We start from the raw sequence: 25,601 nt of genomic DNA, 5'->3' as shown, positions 1-25,601 counted from the left end.
GGACGGCGCGTTCGGGTTCCATGGTGCTCCCTCCCGCCGCCGGGTTTCCGCCCCCCGACGTCAAGATCCGGTCGTACACGTACTGTTGAGTCTCTCCGGTCGCTCCCGGTTCTCACGTCACCGTGGCGTCACAGACTCGTCTCAGGAGCGGGCGCCGCCCCAGTTCGGCGGGCGTACGAGGGAGGAGAGCGGGCATGCGCAGGGACGTGCAGGAGGGGCCGGAGATCTGGCTCCGCGGTCCGGTCGCCGCGCCGGGACCCGGTGCCGCCGAGCCCGTTCACCCGGCCGCCACCGCCCGGCACTACTCCTGGGTCGGCACCCACGGCGGCGCCGGTGTCTCCACCCTCGCCGCGGTCTACGGCGGCCACGACAGCGGACGCGACTGGCCCGGCCCGGACGCCCCGCGCTCGGTCCTGCTCGTCGCCCGCACGCACGCCTCCGGCCTGGCGGCCGCCGCCCGTGCCCTCGACGCGTTCCGGCTCGGCGAGGCACCGGCCGGCCTCGACCTCGACGCCCTCGTGCTGGTCGCCGACGCGCCGGGCCGGCTGCCGAAGCCGCTCGACCGCCACGTCCGGCAGCTCGCCTCGGTCATCGACGTGTACCGCGTGCCCTGGGTGTCCGACTGGCGCCTCGGCGACCTCGGCGGCCGACCGCCCCGCGGGACGGAGACACTCGCCCGCCTCACCGGAGCCGCCCAGCGGCGCGGCTGACCAGCGCGGACGCCTCGCACACGCCCTCCCCGGCCCCCTCGCAGGAACGGCGTCGGCACTCGGCCGAGGCCGCCCCTTGGACATGTAGATGCGTACGCATATAATGCAGATGCGAGTAGTCGTCGTACGCCTAGCATCCTGGGGAGATGTCATGACCCGCCGTTTCCTGTTCGTCCTGGGCAGCAGCCGCACCGAGGGCAACACCGAACTGCTGGCCCGCCGGGCCGCAGAGCAGTTGCCCGCGGACGTCGAGCAACAGTGGCTCAGCCTGGCCGAGCATCCGCTGCCGGACTTCGTGGACCTGCGCCGCGACAGCGACCATGTGCACCCGCCGACCGGGAGCACCCCGGCGCTGTTCCTGGACGCCACGCTCGCGGCCACCGACATCGTGATCGCCTCCCCCGTGTACTGGTACTCCGTCTCCGGTCTCACCAAGCGCTACCTGGACTACTGGTCGGGCTGGCTCCGCACCCCCGGCCTCGACTTCAAGGCGACCCTGGCCGGCTGCACCCTCTGGGGCGTCACCGCTCTCGCCGACGCCGAGCCGAGCGTCGCCGACCCGCTGGTCGGCACCCTCAACAACTCGGCCGCCTATCTGGGGATGCGGTTCGGCGGAGTGCTGCTCGGCAACGGCAGTCGGCGTGGTGACGTGCTCGACGACACCGAGGCGCTGGCCCGCGCCAAGACCTTCTTCGCGCAGGACGCGCCGCTCGCCCGCTTCCCGTATCAGGCCGCCTGAGCTCTACGCCGTGATGTCCTTCGTCGTGAACCGCGCCCAGGCCGCCGAGCCGAACACCGCCGCGTACAGGGCCTGAAGGCCGAGGTTCTTGGTGAGGTCGTCCCAGTAGACCGGGTCGCGCATCAGGTCGGCGAAGGACAGCCAGTAGTGGGAGAAGAAGTACGGCTGTATCGCGTGCAGTTGGGGTATCTGGTCGAGGATCTGGACGGTGATCAGCAGGCCCACGGTCGTCGCCATCGCCGCGATGCCGCTGTTGGTGAGCGTCGAGACGAACAGGCCGAGGGCCGCGATGCCGATCAGGGACGCGGCGACCACCAGGGCGATGAGGAACGCTCGGCCCAGGCCGTCGGTGAAGCTGATCTGCGTGCCGGAGATCGTCGTCAGCTCGCCCAGCGGGAAGAGGATGGCTCCCACCGTCAGGGCCGAGATCGCGACGACCAGCGTTGCCACCAGGCAGAAGGTCATCACCGTCGCGTACTTGGTGAGCAGGAGGCGGGTGCGGCCGGCGGGGGCGACCAGGAGGTAGCGCAGGGTGCCGGCGTTCGCCTCGCCGGCTATGGCGTCGCCTGCGATGACGCCGATGGCCATGGGGAGGAAGAAGGGGAGCGTTGCGGCCAGTGCGGTGAAGACCAGGAACAGGCCGTTGTTGGTGATCTGGGAGATGAAGGCGGGGCCGCCGCCGGCTCCGCCGTTTGGGCCGGCTGTGGAACCGTCGCTCGTTTCGATCTTGACGGCGATGCCGACGAGGATGGGTACGGCAGCGAGGACGGCCAAGAGTGCGAGGGTCCGCCAGCGGCGGAAGGTTGTCAGTAGTTCATTGCGGAAGAGACTGCCACGTGAGGCCGTCCAGCGGCTGATGGTCCGTTGTGGCTGGTCGCGCCCGCGCGGCGGTAGCCGCAAATCCGAGTCAGCCCCGCGCCCCTCGAAAGCATCCAGGTCAGCCTGCGACATCGAAGCCCTCCCCCGTGAGTGCCACGAAGGCGTCCTCCAACGAGGCTCGTTGGACGCCGAAGCCCCGCACCCGGACTCCCGCCGACACCAACGCCGCGTTGACGTCGGCCAGGTCGCGGTCCGGGGGCTCGGCGGTCACCCGGTCCTCGGCAACCACGACATCGCTCGCGCCCTGTTCCTTCAACACCCGGGCCGCGTCACCGGGATCGGGCGTCGTGACGATCAGGCGGCCCCTCGTGCCCGCCGCCAAGTCGCTCACCGGGCCCTGGGTGATCAGGCGGCCCTGGGCCATCACCGCCGCGTGGGTGCAGACCTGTTCGATCTCGTCCAGGAGGTGGGAGGAGAGGAAGACCGTCGTGCCGTCGGAGGCCAACTCCCGTACCAGGGAGCGGATTTCGCGCATGCCCTGGGGGTCGAGGCCGTTGGTCGGCTCGTCCAGGACCAGGAGTCTGCGGGGCTGGAGGAGGGCGGCGGCGAGGCCCAGGCGCTGTTTCATGCCCAGGGAGTAGGCCTTGGCCTTCTTGGCGGCCGCCGCTGTCAGGCCCACCCGGTCCAGTGCCTCGGCGACGCGGGCGCGCCGGGTGCGGGGGTCGGCGGTCGGGTCCGCGGCGTCGTAACGGAGGAGGTTGTCCCGGCCGGAGAGGAAGCCGTAGAGGGCCGGGCCTTCGATCAGGGCGCCCACGTGCGGGAGGACCTTGCGGGTGGCTCTGGGCATCGGGTGGCCCAGGACGCGGGCCGTGCCCGAGGTGGGCTCGATCAGGCCCATCAGCATGCGGATCGTGGTGGTCTTGCCCGAGCCGTTCGGGCCGAGGAAGCCGAAGACGCTGCCTGCCGGGACGGTCAGGTCGAGGCCGTCGACGGCGAGCTGTCCGCCGCAGTAGCGCTTGGTGAGGGCGCGGGTGGCGATCACGCTCTCCTCCGCGTCCTCCCGCTTCCCTTCCCGGTCCGGCTCCTTGGCGGACGGCTCGTCCATCGGCCCCCTCGATTCGTGCTCGTACGACCCCGCATGACGACTACTCACAGTGACTACGAATGGCCGTCACGCAAGGTTCCCGGCCGGGGCGGTTCCGGCGTGTCGCCTGCCGGAACCGCCCCGGGCCGGAGCGGCCCTAGCCCGCGTTCGCCGCCTTCACCAGGGCGTCCTTGCTCACCGCGCCGACGTAGACCTTGCCGTCGTCGGTGATCAGGGCGTTGATCAGACGGGTCTTGAAGACCGTGCCCGAGCCGAACTTGCCGGAGACCTTGTCGCCGAGCGAGTCCAGGAAGCCGCCGAAGGCGCCGCCGCCGGCCTCGGAGCCGGAGGGCATGCCCTGGCCGCCGGTGTCGAAGGTGGCGATGGAGGTCCAGCCCTTGCCGATGACGTTCAGCCCGTCGAGGTCCTTGCCGAGGTCCTCGTCGGACTTGGCGCCCTTGTCGGCACCCTTCAGGCTGCCCTCGAAGTGGCCGTTCGTGTGGTCGGTCTTGCCGTCCTCGGTGACCTTCGCGCCCTTGGGCGTCTTGAAGTCGAAGGTCGAGGCGGACGGCTTCGAGTAGCTGATCTGGGTGAAGCCGGCGTCGATCACCGCGGCGCCGCCGCTCGATGGGGTCAGCGTGAACTTCAGCGGCAGACCGGTCTTGGCGTCCACCGCGACGGTGATCTGGCCGACCGTCGAGCCGCTGTCCTTGGGCTTGATGACCAGCCGGTACGCGTCACGGCCGGCGACCTGGGCGGTCCCCTGGACGGTCACCGAGGTGGTGTCGTCGACCGCCTTGAGGGCGTCCTTGGCGAGCTGGTCCGGCGTGGCCGGCGTCTCGTCCTGCTTCTGCTTGGCGTCGGCGCTGTCGGCGACGGTCGAGTGGTAGACCTCGTTCGACTGGCTGTCGTAGCCCCAGACGTCCTTGCCGTTGTGGATGAGGCTGTACTCCGCCGCGTTCTCCAGGAGGGACAGCTTCTGCTTGTCCGGGCCGTCGGCGGCGACGCGCAGGGTGTGCGTGCCGGTGGCCAGTTCGGTGAGTTTCGCGGTGGGGTCGGCGGAGGATCCGTCACCGGAACCGCCGGCCGCTCCGGACGTCAGGCTGCTCTCCAGGCCGCCGAGGTCGGGCAGGCCCAGGTCGGTGGTGACCTTCACCGTGCCGGACATCTGCTGAACGTCCGACTTGGCGATCTTCTCGATGAGTTGCTGTGCGCTGATCTTCGGCAGGTCCGGGTCGCCGGAGTCGGCGAGTGCGGGGACGAGCCCGATGGTCGCCGCAGCCACCCCCACCACCGCGACCGGGACGACGTACCGCGTGGCCCTGCGCCGACCGGGGTGCAGGTCGTCGGCCGCCCCGGCGCTCGTGCTGTCGTCGGATTCGTACGGTGCCATGTCTGCGCTACCTCCGTCGTCGGCGGCGGCTTCCAACTTCGTCTGCCTGCACTCGTCTTCCACCCCAGCCGCCATTCTCACCCGAATCGGTGAGGAGTGGTGTTTTCCGTGGTTTCCAGTTGACCAAATCGGCCAGGAGGAAGCGTCAGACCTCGGAGGCAACTCCGCGTACTCCTGGGGTATGACGTGAGAGGGCGGCGCCTCCCCCGACCCGTAGGGGTCGTGGCTGGGGAGACACCGCCCGGTGGAGCCTGCGTCAACTCCTGTCTCAGCTCTGCACGAACACGTAGTCCGCCTGGTAGGGCACGCCGACGATCGTGCCCGGCGTGCAGGAGCCGGAGGGTGCGACTCCGCCGACGGTGTTCAGGCGCAGGATCTCGGCGGTGCCGGCCAGCAGGCCGTGGTGCTTGCCGGACTGGGTGGCCTTGAGGTCGAGCTCCGGAATGTTGCCGTCCCCGTTCGCCGTCTTGGACAGAAGGGCGCCGGTGACGGCGCTGCGGTCGGGCGCGACCCACTGCGGCGTACCGGAGTTGGGCTTGACGAAGGAGTGCTGGATGCCGCCGCCGAGCAGGGCGGCGACGTCCCGCTGGGCGAAGGCGTAGCCGCCGCCCTCGGCCGGCTTGCACTCGTAGATCTGCTTGCCCTTGACCACGGACGCCTGGAAGTTGTCGAAGGCGTCGCGGAAGTCGAAGGAGGCGACGGTGACCTTGTGGAGCTGGCCACGGACGGCGCCGCCCGGGAACTCGGCCGTGTGCAGGTTGGCGTAGAAGGATCCGGGGTCGTTCTTCAGGGCGTCGAGCAGCCCCTTGTCCTTCACCTGGACGGTGCCGGTGACGCTGTGCCGCCTGCTCTTCTCGAGCAGCTTGGTGAAGTCGACCTTGACGCCGCCGTTGGTGCCCTTGGCGCCCTGGTGGATGTGGAGCATGGTCGGCTTGCCGGTGCCGCGCCAGGTCACGGCGACGGAGACCTTGTCGCCCTTGACCTTGATGAACTCCAGCGCGGCGCCGTCCTTGTCGCCCACGGCCGGACCGCCCGCCACGGGCACCTCGTTGGCGCCCCGCAGGCTGGTGGCCAGCAGGGTCCCCCCGGTGCCGCCGGAGACGGTCCCGCTCTGGCTGACGATGGTCTGGTCGGTCATGCCGCTCATGCCGGCGTGCCCCGCGTGGTCGGCGCGGGAGCCTCCGGTGGCGAAGGCGGGAATCACCGCTGCGGCGACACCGCCCGCGGCGGCCACCGCGACAGCGGTGACGATCAGGCTCTTACGGCGCTTCGAGAACGTCGCGTTCATGCCCATGATTCTTTTGTCTCCCCGTAACTCGGCCGGCACCCCCTGCGCCGGCCTTCTGAGTACGAGTACGGAATCAATCTTGGATTGGACTCAGTCCAGAGTAGTGACGTGCGTCACACACCCCAGAAGGTGGTACGTGGCTCAGCCGGCCCGGTGGACCACCGCGTCGCACATCTCCATGAGGGAGAGCTTCGCGTCGCACTCCGGCAGCGGAGCCAGCGCGGCCCGCGCGTCCTCGGCGTACCGGACGGTGTCCCGGCGCGCCTGCTCCAGCGCGGGGTGCGCGCGCAGCCCGGCCAGCGCCTCGGCGTGCCGCGTGTCGTCGGTGAGGTCGGAGTCGAGCAGCTCGCACAGCGCGATGTCCTCGGCCAGCCCAAGCCGTGCCGCCCGCTCGCGCAGCCGCAGCACCGGCAGCGTCGGGATGCCCTCGCGCAGGTCCGTGCCCGGCGTCTTGCCGGACTCGTGCGAGTCGGAGGCGATGTCCAGTACGTCGTCGGCGAGTTGGAAGGCGACCCCGAGCCGCTCGCCGTACTGGGTCAGCACGTCCACGACCGTCTCGTCGGCGCCCGACATCATCGCGCCGAACCGGCAGGACACGGCCACCAGCGAGCCGGTCTTGCCGCCGAGCACGTCGAGGTAGTGGTCGACCGGGTCCCGGCCGTCCTGCGGACCCGCCGTCTCCAGGATCTGGCCGGTGACGAGGCGTTCGAACGCCTCGGCCTGGACGCGGACGGCCTCCGGGCCGAGGTCCGCCAGGATGTGCGAGGCGCGCGCGAAGAGGAAGTCGCCGGTCAGGACCGCGACCGAGTTGCCCCAGCGGGTGTTGGCGCTGTCGACCCCGCGGCGCACCGCGGCCTCGTCCATGACATCGTCGTGGTACAGCGTCGCGAGGTGGGTCAGCTCCACCACCACGGCCGAGGGCACGACTCCGGGGGCATAGGGGTCCCCGAACTGGGCGGCAAGCATCACGAGGAGCGGACGGAACCGCTTTCCACCCGCCCGTACCAAGTGCTGGGCGGCCTCCGTGATGAAGGGGACCTCGCTCTTGGTGGCTTCGAGCAGTCCCTCCTCGACGGCCGCCAATCCGGCCTGGACATCGGCTTCCAGAGCCTGGTCCCGCACGCTCAGCCCGAACGGCCCGACGACGGTCACGAGGGGTCTCCTGTCTGCTGGTGTCTACTGCCGGTTACGAGGTTTGTCGATAGGTCGCTGCCATCACTCGAGTCAGCGTATCCGGTCACCTTTCGATCACCGATGCCGCCCGCCCGTCCAGCAGGGGCGGTATCGGATCACGCCCGGTATGTTTCTGATCACCCGATAACAACGGATATTTATCGACTTGAGCTGACCACTTGTTCCACCTGGAGGGAAGCCGCCAACCGTGTCCCGAACCGAAGCCGACGTCGAGCCCGGCAGCCAACCACCCCCCGAGGACGACCACGCCTACTTCGGCCGGCCCAAGGGCCTGCTCACGGTCGCCCACGGCGGCATGGGCATGGCGGCCGGCTCGCCGACCGCATCCTCAGTTCGTACCGCGCCGTCCTGTGGGGCGGCATCCTGATCGCCTGCGGCCACTACGCGATGACGGTGCCGACCCAGGGGATGGCCTGGGGCGGACTCGGCCTCATCAGCGCCGGGACGCCGGCTTCGCGCTGTACCAGATGGCGATCAACATCGGCGCCTTCGCGGGCCTGCTGATCACCGGCCGGCTCGGCGACCACAAGGGCCGGCACCGGGGTTTCTCGGCGGCCGCGATGGGCATGACCTTCGGACTGATCCAGTACGTCGCGGGCCGCCGTCACCCAACCGGGTGACGTTACCCCTCGCGCATCCGGGTCTCGGCGCCGCCGGATTCGCGGTCGAGCACGCACGAGCGACAGCGACGACTCCGCGAGCGCAGAGACCCGATTCTCCTGAGGCCGAGGGCTCGGGGTTCCTTGCAAGGACGCGATGAACGGCATCGGGCGTGCCGTCCCGTCGGGCGCCGCGTACGGGCAGTTCGCTGGAACTGCCCGTACGCGCGCGTGCGTCGGCCGAGCCGGCGATCACCTTCGAGGAACCGGAGCAGTACGAGCCGCTCGGCGCCCCAGGGCGGGTGGCGGCTGGAGGCCGACCCGCTGTCGGCCCGCACCCGCTCCGACTGGTCGATCCGGCCGCACCGCCCGGACCTGCCCTGGGACACGACGATCCGGACGCGTTCCGAGATCAGCTGCGACGCGGAGTCCTTTTTGACCTCCAATGAGGTTGTTTGCACGGAGGGCAGCGAGGTCGCGTTCCACCGGACCCGGGAGAAGCGGATTCCATGGACGGCCAATTGACGGCGAGTTGAGGGCATTGCCCGATTTGCCACCCTTGTGGACGCCAGTGAGTTGGCTCACGCCGGACCATGATCGGCATTCCATCACATTTCGGCCGATCCGCCTTTTCCGGTATGCCAGTTGAGCCTTGGCAGCAGCAAAGGATCAAGCACCCCATACGCCTCAGAGCAAGGTCAATAGGGGTGTTCTGTGAATCCGGTACTTGTTCCGGACATGTGCTCTCGCATACGTTCCCGGCCTGTCGGGCGGACGCCGAATCCTGCCACCGCCCGGACCATCCACCGAGAACGCACGGGCAGGAGCGGGGGACCCAGGTAAGTCGCCGGGGCTGGACGTCTTCGGACATTCCGGACCGGCTTGGGGTGTAGTCGTGTCGCCTTGCGGCGGCGCGGCCGGGCAGCTCCCGCCCGAACCCGACAGCTCACCTCGCAGGCGACGGAGAGGAACCCCGTCATGTCCGCTGCCGCTCAGCACCGCCGTCCCGCCCGCTCCCGCATAGCCCGCAAGCTCGCCGCCGTGGGCCTCGGCGCCACCGTCCTCGCCCTCCCGGTCATCGGCGCGACCAGCGCCTCCGCGGCCACCACGACGACCGTGACCGCCACCTCGCTGGGCTACTCCAACACCCTCGACGGCTGGATCCGCGCCTCCCTCCAGGTGATGGCGCAGCACGGCATCCCCGGGTCGTACAACGGCATCTACCGCAACGTGATCCGTGAGTCCTCGGGCAACCCGTACGCCATCAACAACTGGGACTCCAACGCGCTGGCGGGCACCCCGTCCAAGGGCCTCCTCCAGGTCATCGACCCGACCTTCGCCGCGTACCACGTCTCCGGCACCTCGTACGACCCGTACGACCCGGTCGCCAACATCACCGCCGCCTGCAACTACGCGGCCCAGCGGTACGGCTCGATTGACAACGTCTGGGGCGCCTACTAGGCCGCTACCGGCCCTGTGGGAAGAGTCTTTCGAGGACGACGGCGATGCCGTCGTCCTCGTTCGACAGGGTGATCTCGTCGGCCACCGCCTTGAGTTCGGGATGGGCGTTGGCCATGGCGACGCCGTGGGCGGCCCAGTCGAACATGGGGATGTCGTTGGGCATGTCCCCGAAGGCGATCGTCTCGTGCGGGCCGAGGCCCAGGTGTTCGGCGGCGAGCGCGAGACCGGTCGCCTTGGTGATGCCGCATGGCTGGAGTTCGACGGTTCCGGGTCCCGACATGGTGACGGTGGCCAGCGAACCGACCACGGCACGCGCGGTCGCCGCCAACTCGTCGTCGGACAGGTCGGGATGGCGCAGCAGCACCTTGCTGATGGGCTCGCACCACAGGTCGTCGCGGCGGCCGACCCGGACCGCGGGCAGGGTCGGGTGCGGCATCAGATAGCCGGGCTCGACGAGGGTGAGCCCGTCGACGCCGTCCTGGTCCACGGCCGCGTACACCATGCCCACCTCGGCCTCGATCTTGCCGAGCGCGGTCTCGGCCAGCTCCCGGTCCAGCGTGACGGACCACAGCAGCCGGTCCGCGCCGGCGTCGTACACCTGCGCGCCCTGCCCGCACACCGCGAGCCCCTTGCTGCCGAGGTCGTCCAGGAGCGGCCGCACTCTGGGGGCCGGCCGGCCCGTCACGACCAGGTGACGGGCACCGGACTCCGCCACGCGCGCGAGGACGGCGAGGGACCGGTCGGAGAGCGTGTCGTCGCCTCGGAGCAGCGTGCCGTCCAGGTCGGTGGCGATGAGTGCATATGCGGTGGGTGCGGCCATGATCAGAGAATACGGACAGTACGCCCCATGGACTCATCGCGAACCGGACGACCGCCTTGTTCACCTGCGTGACCTGGTCAACTCCCGTACCAGTGCAGTCCCTTCGAGGCAACGGGCGGCCCGCGCCGCGGGGGCGGCGGGCCGCTCGTCGTCAATCAGGCATGTGCCGCCGCCAAGTGCTTGGCCAGCCTCGGCGACGCGAACTCCGTACCGCAGACGAACCGCATCACCGGGCCGTACGAGGCGGCGGACGGCAGGCCGGTGAAGTACAGACCCGGGACCGAGGAGACGTAACCGGCGCCCAGCCTGGGCGCGCCACGGCTCACCGCGAGGCGGGTGCGCAGTTCGTGGCCTAGGAAGTCCATCGCGGCTATGTCGACCCGGTAGCCGGTCGCCGCGATGACGTGGTCCGCGGAGAGGTTCTCCGTGCGGCCGGTGTGGCTGCGGACCGTGAGCGTCGGGCTTGTGCCGTCCGTGTCCGTGCGCACGATCCGGTCGACCTCGCTGACCTGCACCTTGCCCTCGAAGCGGTCGCGCAGCCACCAGGCACCGAGGGGGCCGAGGACGCGGCGGACGAGGTAGTGGCGGGCCTCGGCGGGCAGATAGCGGTACGGGTGCGGGTAGTAGCTGAGGGCCCACAGCGACCAGGCGCGGCCGAAGGGCGACTCGGGGCGCAGCTTCGGCTGCTTCCACGGCGGCGCGCCGAACGCGACCCGGCCGCGGCCGCGGGAGACCACCCGCACCTGGGCGCCCGCCTCCGCCGCCAGCGCCGCGGTCTCCAGCGCGGACTGGCCGGCGCCGACCACGATCAGGTCCTTGCCGGAGTAGCGCGTGAGGTCGTGGTGCTGGGAGCTGTGGGAGACCGGGCCCGTGGGGGTGGGTCCGTCCGCCGCGGCCGTGGCGAGCTCGGCCGGCAGGTGGGCGAGGCCGGACAGGCCGGTCGCGACGACGACCGCGCGGGCGGTGAACAACTCCCCCGAGTCCAGCTTCAGTTCGAAGACGCCCGCCTTGTTCCGGTCGACCGAGACCACCCGCACCCGCTCCAGCTCGGGCACCAGCTTCTGCTGGAACCACTCGCCGTAGGCGATGAAGGTCTCGATCGGGATGATGTCCTCGTCGGTCACCAGCCGCTTGATGCCGGCGGCGTCGCAGTAGTCGACGAGCTTGTGACCCTGCTGCGGCGCGTCCAGACTGGAGGCGACCGGGGTCGACTTGAGGAGCATGCCAGCGGGCATGTGGTCGCGCCAGCTGACCATGGGCTCGCCGAAGACGCGGACGGGTATGCCGCGGGCTCGAAGGTGGGCGGCGGTCGACAGGCCGAAGGGCCCGGCGCCGATGACTGCAACCGGTTGGATCACGAAGTCCCTCCCCAGGACGTCACTTCGTCACTCCGTGCCGGCTCCGACAGCTGTGCTGATGGTTCAGCTGCCCGAACCGGTGGTGCCGCCGCGGCGGTTGGTGCGCCACAGCTGATACAGGTGCTTCGCGCCCGGCCGCACGAAGCGCGCGAGCATCGTGAGGAACGGCAGCGGGTCGTCACCCGCGAGCCAGGCCAGCTCGGTCCCGCTCGCGCGCGCCGGTGCGTGCGGCGTCGTATAGCCGCTGCGGCGGTAGGCGAGCAGGGCGGGCAGGTCGATGTTCTCCACGATGTACCGGTGACCGGCCCGCTGTTCCCCCTCCGGGACGGAGCGGCCGGTCAGGTCCAGATGCATGGCGCGTACGACGTCCACGCCCGACTCGTTCTCGAAGAGCCGGAACTGGGCGCCCATGCGCGGGTTGAAGTCGAGGAGCTTGTACTGTCCGTCGCGCCGGTCGAAGCGCAGGTCGAGGTCGATGATTCCGGTGAAGCCGATCTGTTTGATGAAACGCGCGGCGAGGTCGGCGAGTTCCGGATTGTCGACGACGTACGCGTTCGCGGTCATTCCGGCGTGCGGCGGCCAGGAGCGGACCTTCACGCCGGTGAACATCGCGAGCGGGGTCGAGTCCTGGTCGAAGTAGGCGTGCACGATCCAGTCCTCGGCGTCCTCCCTCGGCAGGTAGTCCTGGAGGATCACTCCGGGGTGCTCGCCCCAGTCGCGGGCCAGGTCGAGCAGGCCCTCGCGGGTGGCGATCCTCGTCGTGCCGTTCACCGCGGGCTGTTTGCGGCGGACGAAGGCCTCGCGGTTCTTCGCCACCACCGGGAAGCTCGCCTTCTCGGCGAAGGCCACTATGTCGTCGTACGACTGCGGGAAGGCGGCCGTCGGGCTCGGGATGCCGTGTTCCACGCAGAGTTCGTGCAGGCCCTGCTTGCTCGCGAGGCGGCGGGGCAGGGCGGGTTCGACGCGCGGGAACAGGAAGCGGCCCGCGAGCTCGCCCTGGTGCTCGGCGATCAGGACGGCGGCCTCCTCGTCGGTGGGGACGAGGACGGTGGGGCGGCCGATACGGCGCCCGATGCGCAGCAGGCCCTCCACCAGGTGGTCGGGGTCCTCCGTGCCGGTGGTCGGCCAGACGAAGGCTTTCTTGAGGTACCGGGAGGAGGCGGCCGGCGTGTAAGCGTCTTCCGTTATCGCGTACATGGGCACACCGAGACGGCCCAGGCTGCGGATCGCGCCGACTCCGCCGTGGTGCAGCGGGTAGTCGCCGAACTTGACGATGAGGCCTGGCACTTCACGGTCGGCCTCGAAAGGCACACTGCTGGAGCTCCTGGCCACGGGTCCCCCCACGCGTCCCCCCTACGGACCGGACCCACCCCGTCCGTGTCCCCCAAAGGACGCTAAGCCGGAATTGCCTAGTCCGACAAGCCCAATTCGGACATTGCAAACTCTTTAGACACTGCCCAGGACAGCCTGCTCAGCCGTAACGTGTGGCACGACCAGCAGGAACAGACGGGAAAACACGAGAGTGAGGCAGCACCCCATGCCCCCCTTCGACGTTTCCGAGGGCGATCCCTTCGGTCCGCACAACCTTCCGTACGGCGTCTTCTCGCGCGCGGGTTCCGGGGAGCGGACCGTCGGCGTCCGGCTCGGCGACCACGTCCTCGACGCGGGCGGTGCGGCCCGCGCGCTCGACTCGCCCTACGCCGTCCTGCTCGCGCGGCCCACGCTGAACCCGCTGCTCGCCGCGGGCCGCACCGCCTGGTCGGACGTGCGACGCGCGCTGACGGCGTGGGTGACGGTGCGCCAGGAGGAACTCGCCGAGTTCTTCCACCCCTTGTCCGCCGTGACCCTGCACCTCCCTTTCGAGGTCGCCGACTACGTCGACTTCTACGCCTCCGAGAACCACGCCCGGAACGTCGGCCAGATCTTCCGGCCCGACGCCGCGGACTCGCTGACGCCCAACTGGAAGCATCTGCCGATCGGTTACCACGGCCGGTCGGGGACGGTCGTGGTGTCGGGGACCGAGGTCGTACGGCCGTCCGGGCAGCGCAAGGCCCCGACCGACGCGGCACCGGTCTTCGGGCCCTCGGTCCGCCTGGACATCGAGGCCGAGGTCGGCTTCGTGGTGGGTGTGCCGTCCACCATGGGAACGGCCGTGGGACTCGCGGAGTTCCGGGAGCACGTCTTCGGGCTCTGCCTCCTCAACGACTGGTCGGCACGCGACGTCCAGGCCTGGGAGTACGTTCCCCTCGGGCCGTTCCTCGGCAAGTCCTTCGCCACGTCGGTGTCGGCGTGGATCACACCGCTGGACGCGCTGGAGCACGCGCGCGTGGCGCCGCCGCAGCGCACGCACGCGTTGCTGCCGTATCTGGACGACGCCGGCCCCGACGCCGAGGCGGGCGGCTACGACCTCCGCATCTCCGTCGCGATCAACGGTCACGTCGTCTCCGAGCCGCCCTTCTCCACCATGTACTGGACGGCCGCGCAGCAGCTGGCCCACATGACGGTGAACGGCGCCTCGCTGCGGACCGGCGACCTGTACGGGTCGGGCACGGTGAGCGGGCCGGAGGCGGGGCAGCGCGGGTCGCTGCTGGAGCTGACCTGGAACGGGCGGGATCCGCTGGAACTTCCGGACGGCAAGCGGACGTTCTTGGAGGACGGGGACGTGGTGACGATGTCGGCCTGGGCGCCCGGGCCGGGTGGGGTGCGGGTCGGGCTGGGGGAGGTCACGGGGCGGATCGTCGCGGGGTGAGTCACGGGTTCTGAGAGGGAAGTTGCGAGTGTGACGGCCGGTGTACGTGCCGTAGTGGGTCCGTTTCGGCTCCTGACTCCCGGCTGCTTCGCCGTCATACTGGCGGCGGGCGACTCGTGCGCCGAGCCGGTTGCCCCGCCCTCGCCCGTTCCTCCGATCAGGATCCGGAGCCCGTGGCATGACCGTGTGTCTGCTCCTGCTGAGCGTCGTCGCGCTGACGGCCGCCGTGCCGGTTCCGCGCGCCCTGGTGCGGGCCCTGTGGCCCGAGCGGGAGCCCGTGGTCGCGCTGTGGGTGTGGCAGTGCCTGGTCGCGACCGTGCTGATGTGCTGTCTGACGGCACTGGTACTGGGCGCGACCGCCGTCTTCCACACCGTCCGCGACCATGTGTTCGCGCCGGCGCCGCCGGCCGTGACAGCGGCGTACGACCTGTCCGTCGCGCCGGTCTGGGCGGCTGCCCTCACCCTGCTGCTGGCGGCCGGCGCCGCCTGGACGACGGCGATGCTGGCGCGTGAGCTGGTCGAGGCGCGGCGGCGGCGCGGGGTGACCCGGGCGCATCTGCGCGAGCGTGCGCCGGAGCTGCCCGGCGGTCTCGAGGAGGCGGCGCGCGGGCCGCTGCTGGTGCTGGAGGACGAGTATCCGGACGCCTGGTGGATGCCGGGGCATCCGCCGCAGCTGGTCGTCACGACCGGGGCACTGCACCGGCTGACCGACCACCAGCTGGACGCCGTACTCACCCATGAGCGGGACCACGCGCGGGCGCACCACGACTGGCTGCTGCATCTGTCGACCGCGCTGGCCACGGGATTTCCCCGAGTGCCGTTGTTCGCGCACTTCTGCGACCAGACGCACCGGCTGGTGGAGCTGGCGGCGGACGACACGGCGTCGCGGCGGTGCGGGCATCTGACCACCGCGCTGGCGCTGATCGAGCTGAACCAGCACCGCGGGGTGCTGTCCTGCGCCTCCAGTCACCGGCTGCTCGGCGAGCGCGTCGACCGGCTGCTCCAGCCGCAGCCCCGGCTCGGACGGCGGCGCCGGGCGCTGACGACGACGGTGGCCGCGCTGGTGCCGCTGCTGCCGCTGCTGATCACTTTCGCGCCGGGGCTCACGGCGTTGTCGTAAACGGCGACCCGTTCGCGATGGTGGCAGATCTTGCCGACGAGTCGCAGAAATAGCAGGTCAGCGGCCCAACCGGCGGAGCCCTTGGTGGCGCAACATCGCCGCAACACTTCATTCCCTACCGGCTCGCTATGGTTCGAAACATGCCACCCAGCGACCGCATCCGAGACCACGCCGGACAGGGCGCGACCACCGTCGCCGCCCACCGCGCGCGGCGACGGCTGCGGGCCGACCAGGCGCGGCAGCTCGCCGATCTGCTCCGCCACCAGGTCCTGGCCGGCGGTTTCCCGGACGGCACGCTCCCGCACGAGACCACCCTCGCCACGGACTACCGCGCCACCCGCAACACCGTCCGCCAGGCGCTCGACCTGCTCCGGGCCGAGGGTCTCGTGGACCGGTTGCCCGGGGTCGGGACCGTGGTCGTCGCCCGGAAGTACCCGCACGGGCTCGACCAGCTGATGGGACTCGCGGAAACCCTCCGCGAGCACGGCACGGTCACCAACGAGGTCCGCACCATGGGCCCCGCCCCCGCGCCCGCCCCGGTCGCCGAACGGCTGCGCGTCCCCGCCGGCACCGACGTCCTCTACATCGAACGCCTGCGCCGCCTGGGCGGCCTCCCCCTCTCCCTCGACCTCACCTACATCCCGCTCGACATCGGCACCGCGCTGCTCGGCGCCGACCTGGAGAACACCGACGTCTTCCGCCTCCTGGAGTCCATCACCGGGCAGCGTCTCGGCCACGCCGAGATCACCCTGGAGGCGGTCAACGCGGACACCCACTCCGCCGCCGTACTCGAAGCCCCGCGCGGCGCGGCCGTACTGATGCTGGAACGGCTCACGCACCTCGCCGACGGCCGCCCGGTCGACCTGGAGTTCATCCGCTTCCGCGGCGACCGCATCACGATGAGCGGCCTGCTGCACCGGTCTCTGTAACCACCTCTGCTTGCGCACCTTCCTGGAGACAGCCATGCCCTTGGCGCCCCAGCGGGCCGACGTGCCCGTGACCATCGACGAGTCGAAGTGCATCGACGGCTGCACGCTCTGCGTGGACATGTGCCCGCTGGACTCGCTGGCCATCGACGACAGCACCGGCAAGGCCTACATGCACGTCGACGAGTGCTGGTACTGCGGCCCGTGCGCGGCCCGCTGTCCCACCGGAGCCGTCACGGTCAACATGCCCTATCTGCTCCGGTGAGAGGTCCCGAACTCCCATGAAACGCACGGCACTCGCCGCTTCCGCCGCCCTGCTCCTGCTCCCCCTGACCGCCTGCGGCGGCAGCGCGGCCGCGGGCGACGGCAACACCGTCACCATCACCGTCGGCTACCAGTCCAAGACCATCAACACGGTCACCGCCGGCACCCTGCTGCGCTCCCTCGGCTACTTCGAGAAGGAGCTGAACGCGCTCGGCGACGGCCACACCTACAAGGTCGACTGGCAGGACTACGCCACCGGCGCCCCGATCACCGCGCAGATGACCGCTGGGAAGATCGACATCGGTTCGATGGGCGACTTCCCGCTCCTCATCAACGCGGCCCGCGGCAAGCAGCTCGGCGAGCCGACCCACCTGGTCTCGGTCACCGGCTACAACCTGCGCGGCGGCCTCAACACGATCGTCACCTCCCCCGACTCGAAGCTGTCCTCCCTCGCCGGCCTCAAGGGCAAGAAGATCTCCACCAGCGTCGGTTCGGCCGCCGACGGCACGCTCGTACGGGCCCTCCAGCGCGCCGGCATCGACCCCGACAAGGGCGTCGAGAAACTCAACCAGCAGCCCGCGGTGGGCGCTTCGGCCCTGTCGGCGGGCAGCGCGGACGCGCTCTCGCAGTTCGTCGCCTGGCCCGGGCTCCTCACCTTCCAGGGCAAGGCGAAGGCCCTCTACGACGGCGCCCAGCTGAACCTCCCCACCTTCCACGGTGTCACCGTCCGCGAGGGCTTCGCCAAGCAGCGGCCGGCCGTCCTGGAAGCCTTCCTCAAGGCCCAGTCGCAGGCCACGGACTATCTCGACGCCCACCCGGTCGCCGCCGCCGAGTCGGTCGCCCAGGCCACCGGTCTGCCCGCCGAGGTCGTCTACCTCTACAACGGCGCCCACGGCATCTCCACCTTCGACCCCGCGATCAGGTCGCAGCTGGTCTCCGCGCTGAAGCAGGACGTCTCGGTCCTCAAGTCGGCCAAGCTGACCGGGGACGTGGACGTGGACTCCTTCGTCGACGACCGGTACGTGAAGAAGGCACTCGGCGCCGACTACGCCCAGCGGCTCTCCGCGGCGCCGCCGGCCGCCGCGAGCGAGGTGTGGCCCAAGGGCGCCGAGAAGACGACCGCGTTCAAGTCGCCTGCCGAGCTGCTGAGTTACGTGGCGAAGCACAAGGACGGCATCCGGGCGGCCTATGTCCCCGACGCCACCACCGGCACCCTGTGGTTCGCCGACAAGGCGGTCTGGGTGGCCGACGGCGACCGGCTCCTCCCCTTCGTCACCCCGGCCACGGCGCAGGCGTACGTCGCCGGGCACGGGGGTGCGCGGGTCATCACGTACGCGGACGCGCTGGGGCAGGCGTCGTGAGCGGGGAGGGGCGCACAGGCCGGGGTGCGCGCCGGGTCGGCCGGTATGCCCTGCGGGCGGCGTCCCTGGCGGCCGCCCTCGGGCTCTGGCAGTTCCTGACCAGCCTGAACGTCGATCTGTGGCTGCGCTTCTCGCAGTTCCCCACGGTCGCCGACGTGGCCCGTGCCTTCGCCGACCGGCTGTCCGGGCCGGACTACTGGACGGACCTCACCGACAGCCTCACCCGCATCCTCACCGGCTTCCTGCTCGCCGCCGTCCTGGGCGTGGCGACGGGCGTGCTCGTGGCCCGCTCCCGCCTCGCCGAGGACCTGCTCGGCCCCCTTCTGGAAGTCATCCGCCCGATCCCGGCGATCGCCCTCGTCCCGGTCGCGATCCTCCTCTTCCCCTCCAACGAACAGGGCATCGTCTTCATCACCTGCACCGCCGCCTTCTTCCCGGTCCTGGTCTCCACCCGGCACTCGGTCCGCGCACTGACCCCGGTCTGGGAGGAGGCGGTGCGCACCATGGGCGGCGGCCGGTGGCGCATCCTCGGCTCGGTCGTCCTGCCGGGCGCGCTGCCCGGCATCTTCGGCGGCCTGTCGGTCGGCATCGGCGTCTCGTGGATCTGTGTGATCTCCGCCGAGATGATCTCCGGCCAGTACGGCGTCGGTTACCGCACCTGGCAGGACTACACGGTCGTCAACTACGCGGGCGTCTTCGTCGGCATGGTCACCATCGGCGTACTCGGCTGGCTGACCTCGACGGCCGTGGAGCTGTTGGGGCGGCGGCTGACGCGGTGGTTGCCGCGGACCTCGTACGTGGCGGGAGGGCGGCCGCCCCGGGCCGGTCGGGCGCGTACGGCGGGAGCAGTCACGGAGGCCGGGAGCCGACCGAGGACCGACGTCCCGACCGGATCCGGCACAGCCCGCACACCGGAGGACACCGAATCCGGGGAGGCCCGCGATGAGCACCTCGTCTGAGACGATCCGGGCGGGCGGTGCCGGCCCGGCTGCCGACGCCGGTGCCGGAACCGCGGCCGGAGCCCCCGCGCCCGCCCGCGGCACCCGCCTCGCCCTCCGCGACGCCACCCTCGGCCGCCCGAGCGCCCCCGTAGTCACCGGCGTCGACCTGGACGTCTCCCCCGGCGAGATCCTCACCGTCGTCGGCTCCTCAGGGTGCGGCAAGTCGACGCTCCTGCGCACCCTGGCCGGCCTCCTCCCCCTGCTCTCCGGCGAGATCACCCAGGACGCCCGCCCGCTGACCGGTCCCGCCGCCGACCGCGCCCTGGTCTTCCAGGAGGACGCCCTGCTCCCCTGGCGCACCCTGCGCGCCAACGTCGAACTCCCCCTCGCCATAAAGGGGTTGCCGCGCGCGGAACGCCGGGACCGGGCCGACTCCTGGCTCGGCCGCGTCGGAATCGCCGACCACACCCGGCAGTTGCCGCACCGCGTCTCCGGCGGGCAGCGCCAGCGCGCCCAGTTGGCCCGGGCGCTCGCGGCGACGCCCCGCGCCGTCCTGATGGACGAACCCTTCGGCGCCCTCGACGCCCAGACCCGCGCCGGCATGCAGGACCTCCTGGTCGAGGTGCTCGGCGGCACGGGCGCGACCGTCGTCTTCGTCACCCACGACGTCGACGAGGCCCTCTTCCTCGGCGACCGCGTGGCCCTGCTCGGCAACGGCCGGCTGACCGCCGTACGCGAAGTGCCGCGGCCGCGCGACCGTGCGGCACACGACGATCCCGCGCGCGTGGCGCTGCGGCGCGACGTCCTCTCCTCGCTCGGTACCTGACAGGCACCCCGGAACCGGAAGGCACCTCGGTGACCACCCCCTCTCTGCACACGCCCCTGGAGATCCCCGCCCTCACCGACGCCGAGGAGATCCGCTGCGACGTCCTCGTGGTCGGCGGCGGCACCGCAGGCACCATGGCCGCGCTGACCGCCGCCGAACACGGCGCGAACGTCCTCCTGTTGGAGAAGGCCCACGTCCGCCACTCCGGCGCCCTCGCCATGGGCATGGACGGCGTCAACAACGCGGTCATCCCCGGCCGCGCCGAGCCCGACGACTACGTCGCCGAGATCACCCGTGCCAACGACGGCATCGTCGACCAGTCCACCGTCCGCCAGACCGCCGTCCGCGGCTTCGGCATGGTGCGGCGCCTCGAGTCGTACGGCGTGAAGTTCGAGAAGGACGAGCACGGCGAGTACGCGGTCCGCCAGGTGCACCGCTCCGGCTCGTACGTGCTGCCGATGCCGGAGGGCAAGGATGTCAAGAAGGTCCTGTACCGGCAGCTGCGGCGGCGAGAGATGCGGGAGAAGATCCGGATCGAGAACCGGGTGATGCCGGTGCGGGTGCTCACCGCAGGGGGGTTGGCCGTGGGGGCGGTCGGCTTCAACACGCGCACGGGCGCGTTCGTCACGGTCCGCGCGGGTGCGGTGATCCTGGCGACCGGCGCCTGCGGGCGGCTGGGCCTGCCCGCCTCCGGCTACCTGTACGGCACGTACGAGAACCCGACGAACGCGGGCGACGGCTACGCGATGGCGTACCACGCGGGCGCCGAACTCACCGGTATCGAGTGCTTCCAGATCAACCCGCTGATCAAGGACTACAACGGCCCCGCCTGCGCCTACGTGGCCAACCCCTTCGGCGGCTACCAGGTCAACCGACACGGCGAACGCTTCGTCGACTCCGACTACTGGTCCGGCCAGATGATGGCGGAGTTCGCGGCGGAGGTGGCGTCCGACCGCGGCCCGGTGTACCTGAAGCTGAGCCACCTCCCGGAGGAGTCGGTCTCCGCCCTGGAGTCGATCCTGCACTCGACGGAACGGCCCACGCGCGGGACCTTCCACTCCGGCCGCGGTCACGACTACCGCACCCACGACGTCGAGATGCACATCTCCGAGATCGGTCTCTGCGGCGGTCATTCGGCTTCGGGTGTACGGGTGGACGACCACGCCCGTACGACCGTCCCCCGGCTGTACGCCGCCGGCGACCTGGCCTGCGTGCCGCACAACTACATGATCGGCGCGTTCGTCTTCGGGGACCTGGCGGGGGCGGACGCGGCCCAGTACGCGCCGTACGAGGGCGAGTTGCCCGCCGACCAGCTGCGGGACGCGCATGAGCTGATCTACCGCCCGCTGCGCCATCCGGACGGGCCGCCGCAGACCCAGGTCGAGTACAAGCTGCGGCGCTTCGTGAACGACTACGTCGCGCCGCCGAAGTCGGGTGCGCGGCTGTCGCTGGCCCTGGAGGCGTTCGAGCGGATGCGCGCCGACATCGCCGCGATGGGTGCGCGCACCCCGCACGAACTGATGCGCTGCGCGGAGGTCTCCTTCATCCGCGACTGCGCGGAGATGGCCGCGCGTGCCTCGCTGGCCCGCACGGAGTCCCGCTGGGGTCTCTACCACGACCGTCTCGACCATCCTCACCGCGACGACACCTCCTGGTTCCACCACCTCGACCTGCACAAGTCCCCCTCCGGCGCGATGGAGTTCACGGCCCGTCCCGTGGCTCCGTACCTGGTGCCCATCGACGACTTCACCCCAGTGGGCAGCCCGTCCCGCCACCTCGGCGAGGTCCACGCGGAGAACGTGGCGACGGCGGGATCACGGGACTTGGCGCCGGTGGCGGCCGGGGCGCAGGGGGCGGTAGCCGTCGGGGGCGGGCTGATGGGCATTGGGGCTGACGGTGCCGAGGGCACGGGGCCGGCGTCGGCGTCGGCGTCGGCGTCGGCGTCGGCGTCGGCCGGTGGTGCCGCAGAAACGTCGGCGTCGGCCGGTGTTCCCGAGCCCGGCGGTGTCCTCGACTCGCCGGAAGCCCGTGCCGAGCGTTCTTCAAGCCGCCTCCTCGAACTCGTGGCCCTTGCCGAGGAGGAGCCCGAACTCGACGCCCTCCTCCCCTACTTGACCGACCCCGCAGCCGCCGTCCGCCGCGAGGCCGTCGCCGTGCTCACGGAAACGGTGCCGCCGGGCACGGGGCCCGCCCTCGCCGCGGCGCTCCGCGACTCCGCCGCCGAGGTACGGGCCGCCGCGGCCGCCTCCCTCCGCGAACTCGTCGAGACGCTCCCGCCCGAACCCGTCCTCCGTGACGGCCTCGCCGCCGCGCTGACCGAGCCCGACCCTGTGGTCCGCGCCACCTCCCTCGACGTCCTGCGCGCCCTACGCCTGGGTGACGCGGCACTCTTCGCCGGCTCCCTGACCGACTCGGACATCCCGGTCCGCATCGAGGCCGTCCGCGCCCTGGTCTCGGTCGACGCCGCCCCGGAGCTGGCCCGCGCAGCCACGGCCGACCCGTCCCGCGAGGTCCGGGTGACCATCGCGAAGGCGTTGGCGACGGTTTGGGCGGGGAGCGGAAGTGGGGCGAGGGGCGCGAGTGAGGCGGGGGGTGCAGGTGAGGCGGAGGGTGTAGGTGGGGCGAGGGGCGCGAGTGGGGCGGGGAGTGCGAGTGGGTCGGGTGGCCTGGAGAGTGCCGGTGCCGCGAGCGATGCGGGCCGCCTCCGCGCAACCGATGCGGCCGCTCACGGCGAGCTTGCGGGTGACTCTTCGGGCTCCGAGCCCGGCACCGGCCCCGGAACCGCCACACCGGCCTCCGGCTCCGGCTCCGGCTCCGGCTCCGGCTCCGGCTCCGACACCGTCCTCGTGACCGTCGCCGACTTCGTGGACGATCCCGAGGGCCCCGACCCCGAGCCCAACGCCGGCAGCGGAGCAGCAGCCGCGCTCCCCGCCGACTCCGACACCGTCCGAGTGGACTCCCGCGTCCCCCTGGCCGACTCTTCCGACACCGTCCTTTCAGCCCTCGCCGACCTCACCCACGACCCCGACGCTCTGGTCCAAGCCGCCGCCTACGCCGCACTCGGCACCACCGGCTGCCCGCCGCCGCTCGCCTCCCGCGCCGTCGCCGCGCTGTCCGCCCCGGCCTGGCAGGTCAGGTCGGGAGCCGCGACCGCGCTGTCCGCCGCCGTGCCGGACGTGGCCGTCCCCGCCCTCGCCAAGGCCCTGGCCGACCCGAACGCCGACGTCCGCAAGGCCGCCGTCCTCGCCCTGACCCGCCACAGCCACGTCGCCGACGCCCGAGCGGCCCTCTCCACAGCCACGACGGACTCGGACGCGGACGTCAGGGCATACGCGACACGGGCGCTGTGACAGTCACGGCCACCGGGTGGGCGACCGGCGGGTCACGTGACGATCAGAACCGACCGGCACGTGACCGGCAGGTCATTGGGGCAGTCGCCACCACCGCGGACAACCGGCGAGTCGCGTGACGATCAGAACCGACCGGCACGTGACCGGCGGGTCGCTGTGCCAGCCGGTACCACCCGGTGTGCAACCGGCGGGACGCTATGCCAGTCACCGCCACCGGCGTACAACCGTCAGGTCGCTGGGCCACTCACCGCAACCGGCAGGTCGCTGGGGCGCCGTCACGATCACCCGGCGGACGCCCCGGCCGTGCCCTGCCCGGCCCTGTCGGCCCACCCGTCCTCTATATCCAGTCCTCCGGCTCCGGTTCCGCGTCCATCTCGGGCCAGTGGTCGTCCGCGCCCCGGCCCGCGTCTGCCGTCGCAGTCGCTCCAGGGCCCCCAGGCGCCCCGCCCAGCGAGGCCAGGACCCCGATCACGCCCTCGCCGTACGTCGCCAGCTTCTTCTCGCCCACCCCGCTGATGCCGCCCAGCTGCTGTACCGACGTCGGCCAGGTCATGGCGATCTCGCGGAGTGTGGCGTCGTGGAAGATGACGTACGCCGGGACGCCCTGTTCCCGGGCCTGTTCGGCACGCCAGGCGCGCAGGGCCTCGAAGGCCGGCTGGAGCGCCTCGGGGAGCTCCACCGCCGCGGCCTTGGCCTTGCGCTCGCCCTTGGCCGTCGACCCCGACGCCGACCGCGAGGTCGCCGACTTCTTCGGCTCCTTGCGCAGCGGCACCTCCCGCTCCCGCCGCAGCACCGTCCCGCTGGCCTCGGTCAGCACCAGCGTGCCGTAGTCCCCCTCGACCGCGAGCAGCCCCTGCGCCAGCAACTGCCGTACGACACCCCGCCATTCGGCCTCTGCCAGCTCCTCGCCGATGCCGAACACGGACAGCTGGTCGTGGTCGAACTGGATGACCTTGGCCGTGCGCTTGCCCAGCAGGATGTCGACGATCTGCACGGCGCCGAACTTCTGACCCCGTTCCCGCTGGAGCCGTACCACCGTCGACAGCACCTTCTGTGCCGCGACCGTGCCGTCCCAGGTCTCCGGCGGAACCATGCAGGTGTCGCAGTTTCCGCAGCCCATGGGGTCCGGGTCCTGGCCGAAGTAGGCGAGGAGCTGGCCCCGGCGGCACTGGGCGGTCTCGCACAGCGCCAGCATCGAGTCCAGGTGCGCGGCGGCCCGGCGGCGGAACGCCTCGTCGCCCTCGCCCGACTGGATCAGCTTGCGCTGTTGTATGACGTCGTTGAGGCCGTAGGCCATCCAGGCCGTCGAGGGCAGTCCGTCGCGGCCCGCGCGGCCCGTCTCCTGGTAGTAGCCCTCGACCGACTTGGGCAGGTCGAAGTGGGCGACGAAGCGGACGTCAGGCTTGTCGATGCCCATGCCGAAGGCGATGGTCGCGACGACCACCAGACCGTCCTCCCGAAGGAAGCGGGACTGGTGGGCCGCGCGCGTGCCCGCGTCCAGGCCCGCGTGGTACGGCACCGCCTCGACGCCGTTGCGGGACAGGAACTCCGCCGTCGACTCGACGGACTTGCGCGAGAGGCAGTACACGATGCCCGCGTCGCCCGCGTGCTCCTCGCGCAGGAAGCTCAGCAGCTGCTTCTTGGGGTCGGCCTTGGGCACGATCCGGTACTGGATGTTGGGCCGGTCGAAGCTCGCCACGAAGTGCCGGGCCGTCGGCATGTGCAGCCGCTCGGTGATCTCCTGATGCGTGGCGTGCGTGGCCGTCGCCGTGAGCGCGATCCGCGGGACGTCCGGCCAGCGCTCGCCGAGCAGGGACAGGGACAGGTAGTCGGGGCGGAAGTCGTGGCCCCACTGGGAGACACAGTGCGCCTCGTCGATCGCGAAGACCGCGATCTTGCCGCGGGAGAGCAGGTCCAGCGTGGAGTCGAGGCGCAGCCGCTCCGGCGCCAGGTACAGGAGGTCCAGCTCGCCCGCCAGGAACTCCGCCTCCACCACCCTGCGCTCGTCGAAGTCCTGCGTGGAGTTCATGAACCCGGCGTTCACGCCGAGCGCCCGCAGCGCGTCCACCTGGTCCTGCATCAGCGCGATGAGCGGCGAGACCACGATGCCCGTACCGGGTCTGACCAGGGACGGGATCTGGTAGCACAGCGACTTGCCGCCGCCGGTCGGCATGAGGACCACGGCGTCGCCGCCGGCCACCACATGCTCGATGACTTCTTGCTGTTCGCCGCGGAAGGCCTCGTATCCGAAGACCCGGTGCAGCGTGGCGAGCGCCTCGCTCTCGGCCGCCCCGGCCGCCTCGGTCACCCTTGGCATCTCGCTGATCCCGCCCATCCCACCCATAGTCCTGTCCCCCGTACGTCGTCCCTCGACCACTGCCTCCACGATAGGGGTCCGGACTGACACCGTCGGAGTTATCCACAGGCTCCGTCGACACCGGCCGCCCGTGGCACCGGCGTCCCCGGTCACGCTCGGCCGGTCATGGCGCCGGCGCTCCCGCTCACGCTGGGTGTTCAGCCCAATGGCCCGCGTCACATGGCACAGCTCCGGCGGCCGGGACATGCTGCTCGGGCGGGACGGGGGAGGCCCGCTCTTCCC

The 25,601-nt window shown here is 71.2% G+C and carries 20 protein-coding genes, 2 pseudogenes and 1 riboswitch; of the genes and pseudogenes, 13 read left to right on the top strand and 9 right to left on the bottom strand.

Annotation, left to right across the window (positions count from 1 at the left end):
- Window positions 1-194 precede the first annotated feature (194 nt).
- Both ACQEWB_RS28260 and ACQEWB_RS28255 read left to right on the top strand, forming a co-directional pair.
- Window positions 195-710: a DUF6668 family protein gene (locus tag ACQEWB_RS28260; protein WP_432835774.1), complete on the top strand. Its 516-nt coding sequence runs from the start codon at window positions 195-197 to the stop codon at window positions 708-710.
- Between the two features lie 151 nt (window positions 711-861).
- Window positions 862-1,449: a flavodoxin family protein gene (locus tag ACQEWB_RS28255; protein WP_432835772.1), complete on the top strand. Its 588-nt coding sequence runs from the start codon at window positions 862-864 to the stop codon at window positions 1,447-1,449.
- 3 nt (window positions 1,450-1,452) lie between these two features.
- Here the strand turns inward: ACQEWB_RS28255 and ACQEWB_RS28250 are convergent, their stop codons facing one another.
- The 5 genes from ACQEWB_RS28250 to ACQEWB_RS28230 form a co-directional block, all read right to left on the bottom strand.
- Complete coding sequence (locus tag ACQEWB_RS28250) at window positions 1,453-2,400, bottom strand: ABC transporter permease (RefSeq protein ID WP_432835770.1); 948 nt, start codon at window positions 2,398-2,400, stop codon at window positions 1,453-1,455.
- Window positions 2,387-3,373, bottom strand: coding sequence for an ABC transporter ATP-binding protein (locus ACQEWB_RS28245; protein WP_432835768.1), 987 nt, complete (start codon window positions 3,371-3,373; stop codon window positions 2,387-2,389). Before ACQEWB_RS28245 ends, ACQEWB_RS28250 begins: the two co-directional genes overlap by 14 nt.
- A 136-nt stretch (window positions 3,374-3,509) precedes the next feature.
- Complete coding sequence (locus ACQEWB_RS28240; protein WP_432835766.1) at window positions 3,510-4,745, bottom strand: LolA family protein; 1,236 nt, start codon at window positions 4,743-4,745, stop codon at window positions 3,510-3,512.
- 268 nt (window positions 4,746-5,013) lie between these two features.
- On the bottom strand, window positions 5,014-6,033 hold the full coding sequence (locus ACQEWB_RS28235) for a CHRD domain-containing protein (protein WP_432835764.1): 1,020 nt from the start codon (window positions 6,031-6,033) through the stop codon (window positions 5,014-5,016).
- Window positions 6,034-6,174: 141 nt separating this feature from the next.
- On the bottom strand, window positions 6,175-7,185 hold the full coding sequence (locus ACQEWB_RS28230; protein WP_432835762.1) for a polyprenyl synthetase family protein: 1,011 nt from the start codon (window positions 7,183-7,185) through the stop codon (window positions 6,175-6,177).
- Window positions 7,186-7,414: 229 nt separating this feature from the next.
- On the opposite strand from ACQEWB_RS28230, the pseudogene ACQEWB_RS28225 reads away from it, so the two are divergent.
- The 3 genes and pseudogenes from ACQEWB_RS28225 to ACQEWB_RS28215 all read left to right on the top strand — a co-directional run.
- Window positions 7,415-7,844, top strand: a pseudogene (locus tag ACQEWB_RS28225) (peptide MFS transporter); the annotation flags it as partial.
- A gap of 182 nt (window positions 7,845-8,026) precedes the next feature.
- A pseudogene (locus ACQEWB_RS28220) lies at window positions 8,027-8,351 on the top strand (CocE/NonD family hydrolase); the annotation flags it as partial.
- Between the two features lie 256 nt (window positions 8,352-8,607).
- Window positions 8,608-8,799: riboswitch (cyclic di-AMP (ydaO/yuaA leader) on the top strand.
- A 5-nt stretch (window positions 8,800-8,804) separates the two neighbouring features.
- A complete protein-coding gene (locus ACQEWB_RS28215) occupies window positions 8,805-9,287 on the top strand; it encodes a transglycosylase SLT domain-containing protein (protein WP_432835759.1) in 483 nt (160 codons plus the stop codon).
- 4 nt (window positions 9,288-9,291) lie between these two features.
- On the opposite strand, the gene ACQEWB_RS28210 is transcribed toward ACQEWB_RS28215, so the two are convergent.
- The 3 genes from ACQEWB_RS28210 to ACQEWB_RS28200 all read right to left on the bottom strand — a co-directional run bounded on the left by ACQEWB_RS28210 (window position 9,292) and on the right by ACQEWB_RS28200 (window position 12,776).
- A complete protein-coding gene (locus tag ACQEWB_RS28210) occupies window positions 9,292-10,107 on the bottom strand; it encodes an HAD family hydrolase (protein WP_432835757.1) in 816 nt (271 codons plus the stop codon).
- A 155-nt stretch (window positions 10,108-10,262) separates the two neighbouring features.
- Window positions 10,263-11,465, bottom strand: a complete 1,203-nt coding sequence (locus ACQEWB_RS28205) for an FAD-dependent oxidoreductase (protein WP_432835755.1) — start codon at window positions 11,463-11,465, stop codon at window positions 10,263-10,265.
- 63 nt (window positions 11,466-11,528) lie between these two features.
- A complete protein-coding gene (locus ACQEWB_RS28200) occupies window positions 11,529-12,776 on the bottom strand; it encodes an ATP-grasp domain-containing protein (protein ID WP_432835753.1) in 1,248 nt (415 codons plus the stop codon).
- 226 nt (window positions 12,777-13,002) lie between these two features.
- Between ACQEWB_RS28200 and fahA the strand changes: the two genes are divergently transcribed.
- The 8 genes from fahA to ACQEWB_RS28160 all read left to right on the top strand — a co-directional run bounded on the left by fahA (window position 13,003) and on the right by ACQEWB_RS28160 (window position 23,002).
- Window positions 13,003-14,214: a fumarylacetoacetase gene (gene fahA, locus ACQEWB_RS28195; RefSeq protein WP_432835751.1), complete on the top strand. Its 1,212-nt coding sequence runs from the start codon at window positions 13,003-13,005 to the stop codon at window positions 14,212-14,214.
- 178 nt (window positions 14,215-14,392) lie between these two features.
- Window positions 14,393-15,334, top strand: a complete 942-nt coding sequence (locus ACQEWB_RS28190; protein WP_432835749.1) for a M56 family metallopeptidase — start codon at window positions 14,393-14,395, stop codon at window positions 15,332-15,334.
- A 140-nt stretch (window positions 15,335-15,474) separates the two neighbouring features.
- Entirely contained in the window at window positions 15,475-16,263 is a 789-nt protein-coding gene (locus ACQEWB_RS28185) for a GntR family transcriptional regulator (RefSeq protein WP_432835747.1), read from the top strand.
- A 34-nt stretch (window positions 16,264-16,297) separates the two neighbouring features.
- Complete coding sequence (locus ACQEWB_RS28180; RefSeq protein WP_030180763.1) at window positions 16,298-16,525, top strand: 4Fe-4S dicluster domain-containing protein; 228 nt, start codon at window positions 16,298-16,300, stop codon at window positions 16,523-16,525.
- A gap of 16 nt (window positions 16,526-16,541) precedes the next feature.
- Complete coding sequence (locus tag ACQEWB_RS28175; protein WP_432835744.1) at window positions 16,542-17,885, top strand: ABC transporter substrate-binding protein; 1,344 nt, start codon at window positions 16,542-16,544, stop codon at window positions 17,883-17,885.
- A complete protein-coding gene (locus ACQEWB_RS28170; RefSeq protein WP_432835742.1) occupies window positions 17,882-18,844 on the top strand; it encodes an ABC transporter permease in 963 nt (320 codons plus the stop codon). Before ACQEWB_RS28175 ends, ACQEWB_RS28170 begins: the two co-directional genes overlap by 4 nt.
- Complete coding sequence (locus ACQEWB_RS28165) at window positions 18,828-19,652, top strand: ABC transporter ATP-binding protein (protein ID WP_432835740.1); 825 nt, start codon at window positions 18,828-18,830, stop codon at window positions 19,650-19,652. Before ACQEWB_RS28170 ends, ACQEWB_RS28165 begins: the two co-directional genes overlap by 17 nt.
- A gap of 29 nt (window positions 19,653-19,681) precedes the next feature.
- A complete protein-coding gene (locus tag ACQEWB_RS28160; protein ID WP_432835738.1) occupies window positions 19,682-23,002 on the top strand; it encodes a fumarate reductase/succinate dehydrogenase flavoprotein subunit in 3,321 nt (1,106 codons plus the stop codon).
- A 337-nt stretch (window positions 23,003-23,339) separates the two neighbouring features.
- Here ACQEWB_RS28160 and recQ read toward each other — a convergent pair whose 3' ends face one another.
- Complete coding sequence (recQ, locus tag ACQEWB_RS28155) at window positions 23,340-25,346, bottom strand: DNA helicase RecQ (RefSeq protein WP_432835736.1); 2,007 nt, start codon at window positions 25,344-25,346, stop codon at window positions 23,340-23,342.
- Window positions 25,347-25,601 lie beyond the last annotated feature (255 nt).

Origin of the sequence: Streptomyces sp. CA-249302, assembly GCF_050936785.1 — a bacterium.
Lineage (GTDB): Bacteria > Actinomycetota > Actinomycetes > Streptomycetales > Streptomycetaceae > Streptomyces.
The sequence above is the reverse complement of the archived record's forward strand: the minus strand, read 5'-3'. Positions and strand labels throughout refer to the sequence as shown.

Coding starts and splice junctions, on each gene's coding strand:
- ACQEWB_RS28260 (WP_432835774.1), top strand. CDS start 195: ATGCGCAGGGACGTGCAGGAGGGGCCGGAGATCTGGCTCCGCGGTCCG.
- ACQEWB_RS28255 (WP_432835772.1), top strand. CDS start 862: ATGACCCGCCGTTTCCTGTTCGTCCTGGGCAGCAGCCGCACCGAGGGC.
- ACQEWB_RS28185 (WP_432835747.1), top strand. CDS start 15,475: ATGCCACCCAGCGACCGCATCCGAGACCACGCCGGACAGGGCGCGACC.
- ACQEWB_RS28190 (WP_432835749.1), top strand. CDS start 14,393: ATGACCGTGTGTCTGCTCCTGCTGAGCGTCGTCGCGCTGACGGCCGCC.
- ACQEWB_RS28210 (WP_432835757.1), bottom strand. CDS start 10,107: ATGGCCGCACCCACCGCATATGCACTCATCGCCACCGACCTGGACGGC.
- ACQEWB_RS28235 (WP_432835764.1), bottom strand. CDS start 6,033: ATGAACGCGACGTTCTCGAAGCGCCGTAAGAGCCTGATCGTCACCGCT.
- ACQEWB_RS28215 (WP_432835759.1), top strand. CDS start 8,805: ATGTCCGCTGCCGCTCAGCACCGCCGTCCCGCCCGCTCCCGCATAGCC.
- ACQEWB_RS28180 (WP_030180763.1), top strand. CDS start 16,298: ATGCCCTTGGCGCCCCAGCGGGCCGACGTGCCCGTGACCATCGACGAG.
- ACQEWB_RS28240 (WP_432835766.1), bottom strand. CDS start 4,745: ATGGCACCGTACGAATCCGACGACAGCACGAGCGCCGGGGCGGCCGAC.
- fahA (WP_432835751.1), top strand. CDS start 13,003: ATGCCCCCCTTCGACGTTTCCGAGGGCGATCCCTTCGGTCCGCACAAC.
- ACQEWB_RS28245 (WP_432835768.1), bottom strand. CDS start 3,373: ATGGACGAGCCGTCCGCCAAGGAGCCGGACCGGGAAGGGAAGCGGGAG.
- recQ (WP_432835736.1), bottom strand. CDS start 25,346: ATGGGTGGGATGGGCGGGATCAGCGAGATGCCAAGGGTGACCGAGGCG.
- ACQEWB_RS28165 (WP_432835740.1), top strand. CDS start 18,828: ATGAGCACCTCGTCTGAGACGATCCGGGCGGGCGGTGCCGGCCCGGCT.
- ACQEWB_RS28250 (WP_432835770.1), bottom strand. CDS start 2,400: ATGTCGCAGGCTGACCTGGATGCTTTCGAGGGGCGCGGGGCTGACTCG.
- ACQEWB_RS28175 (WP_432835744.1), top strand. CDS start 16,542: ATGAAACGCACGGCACTCGCCGCTTCCGCCGCCCTGCTCCTGCTCCCC.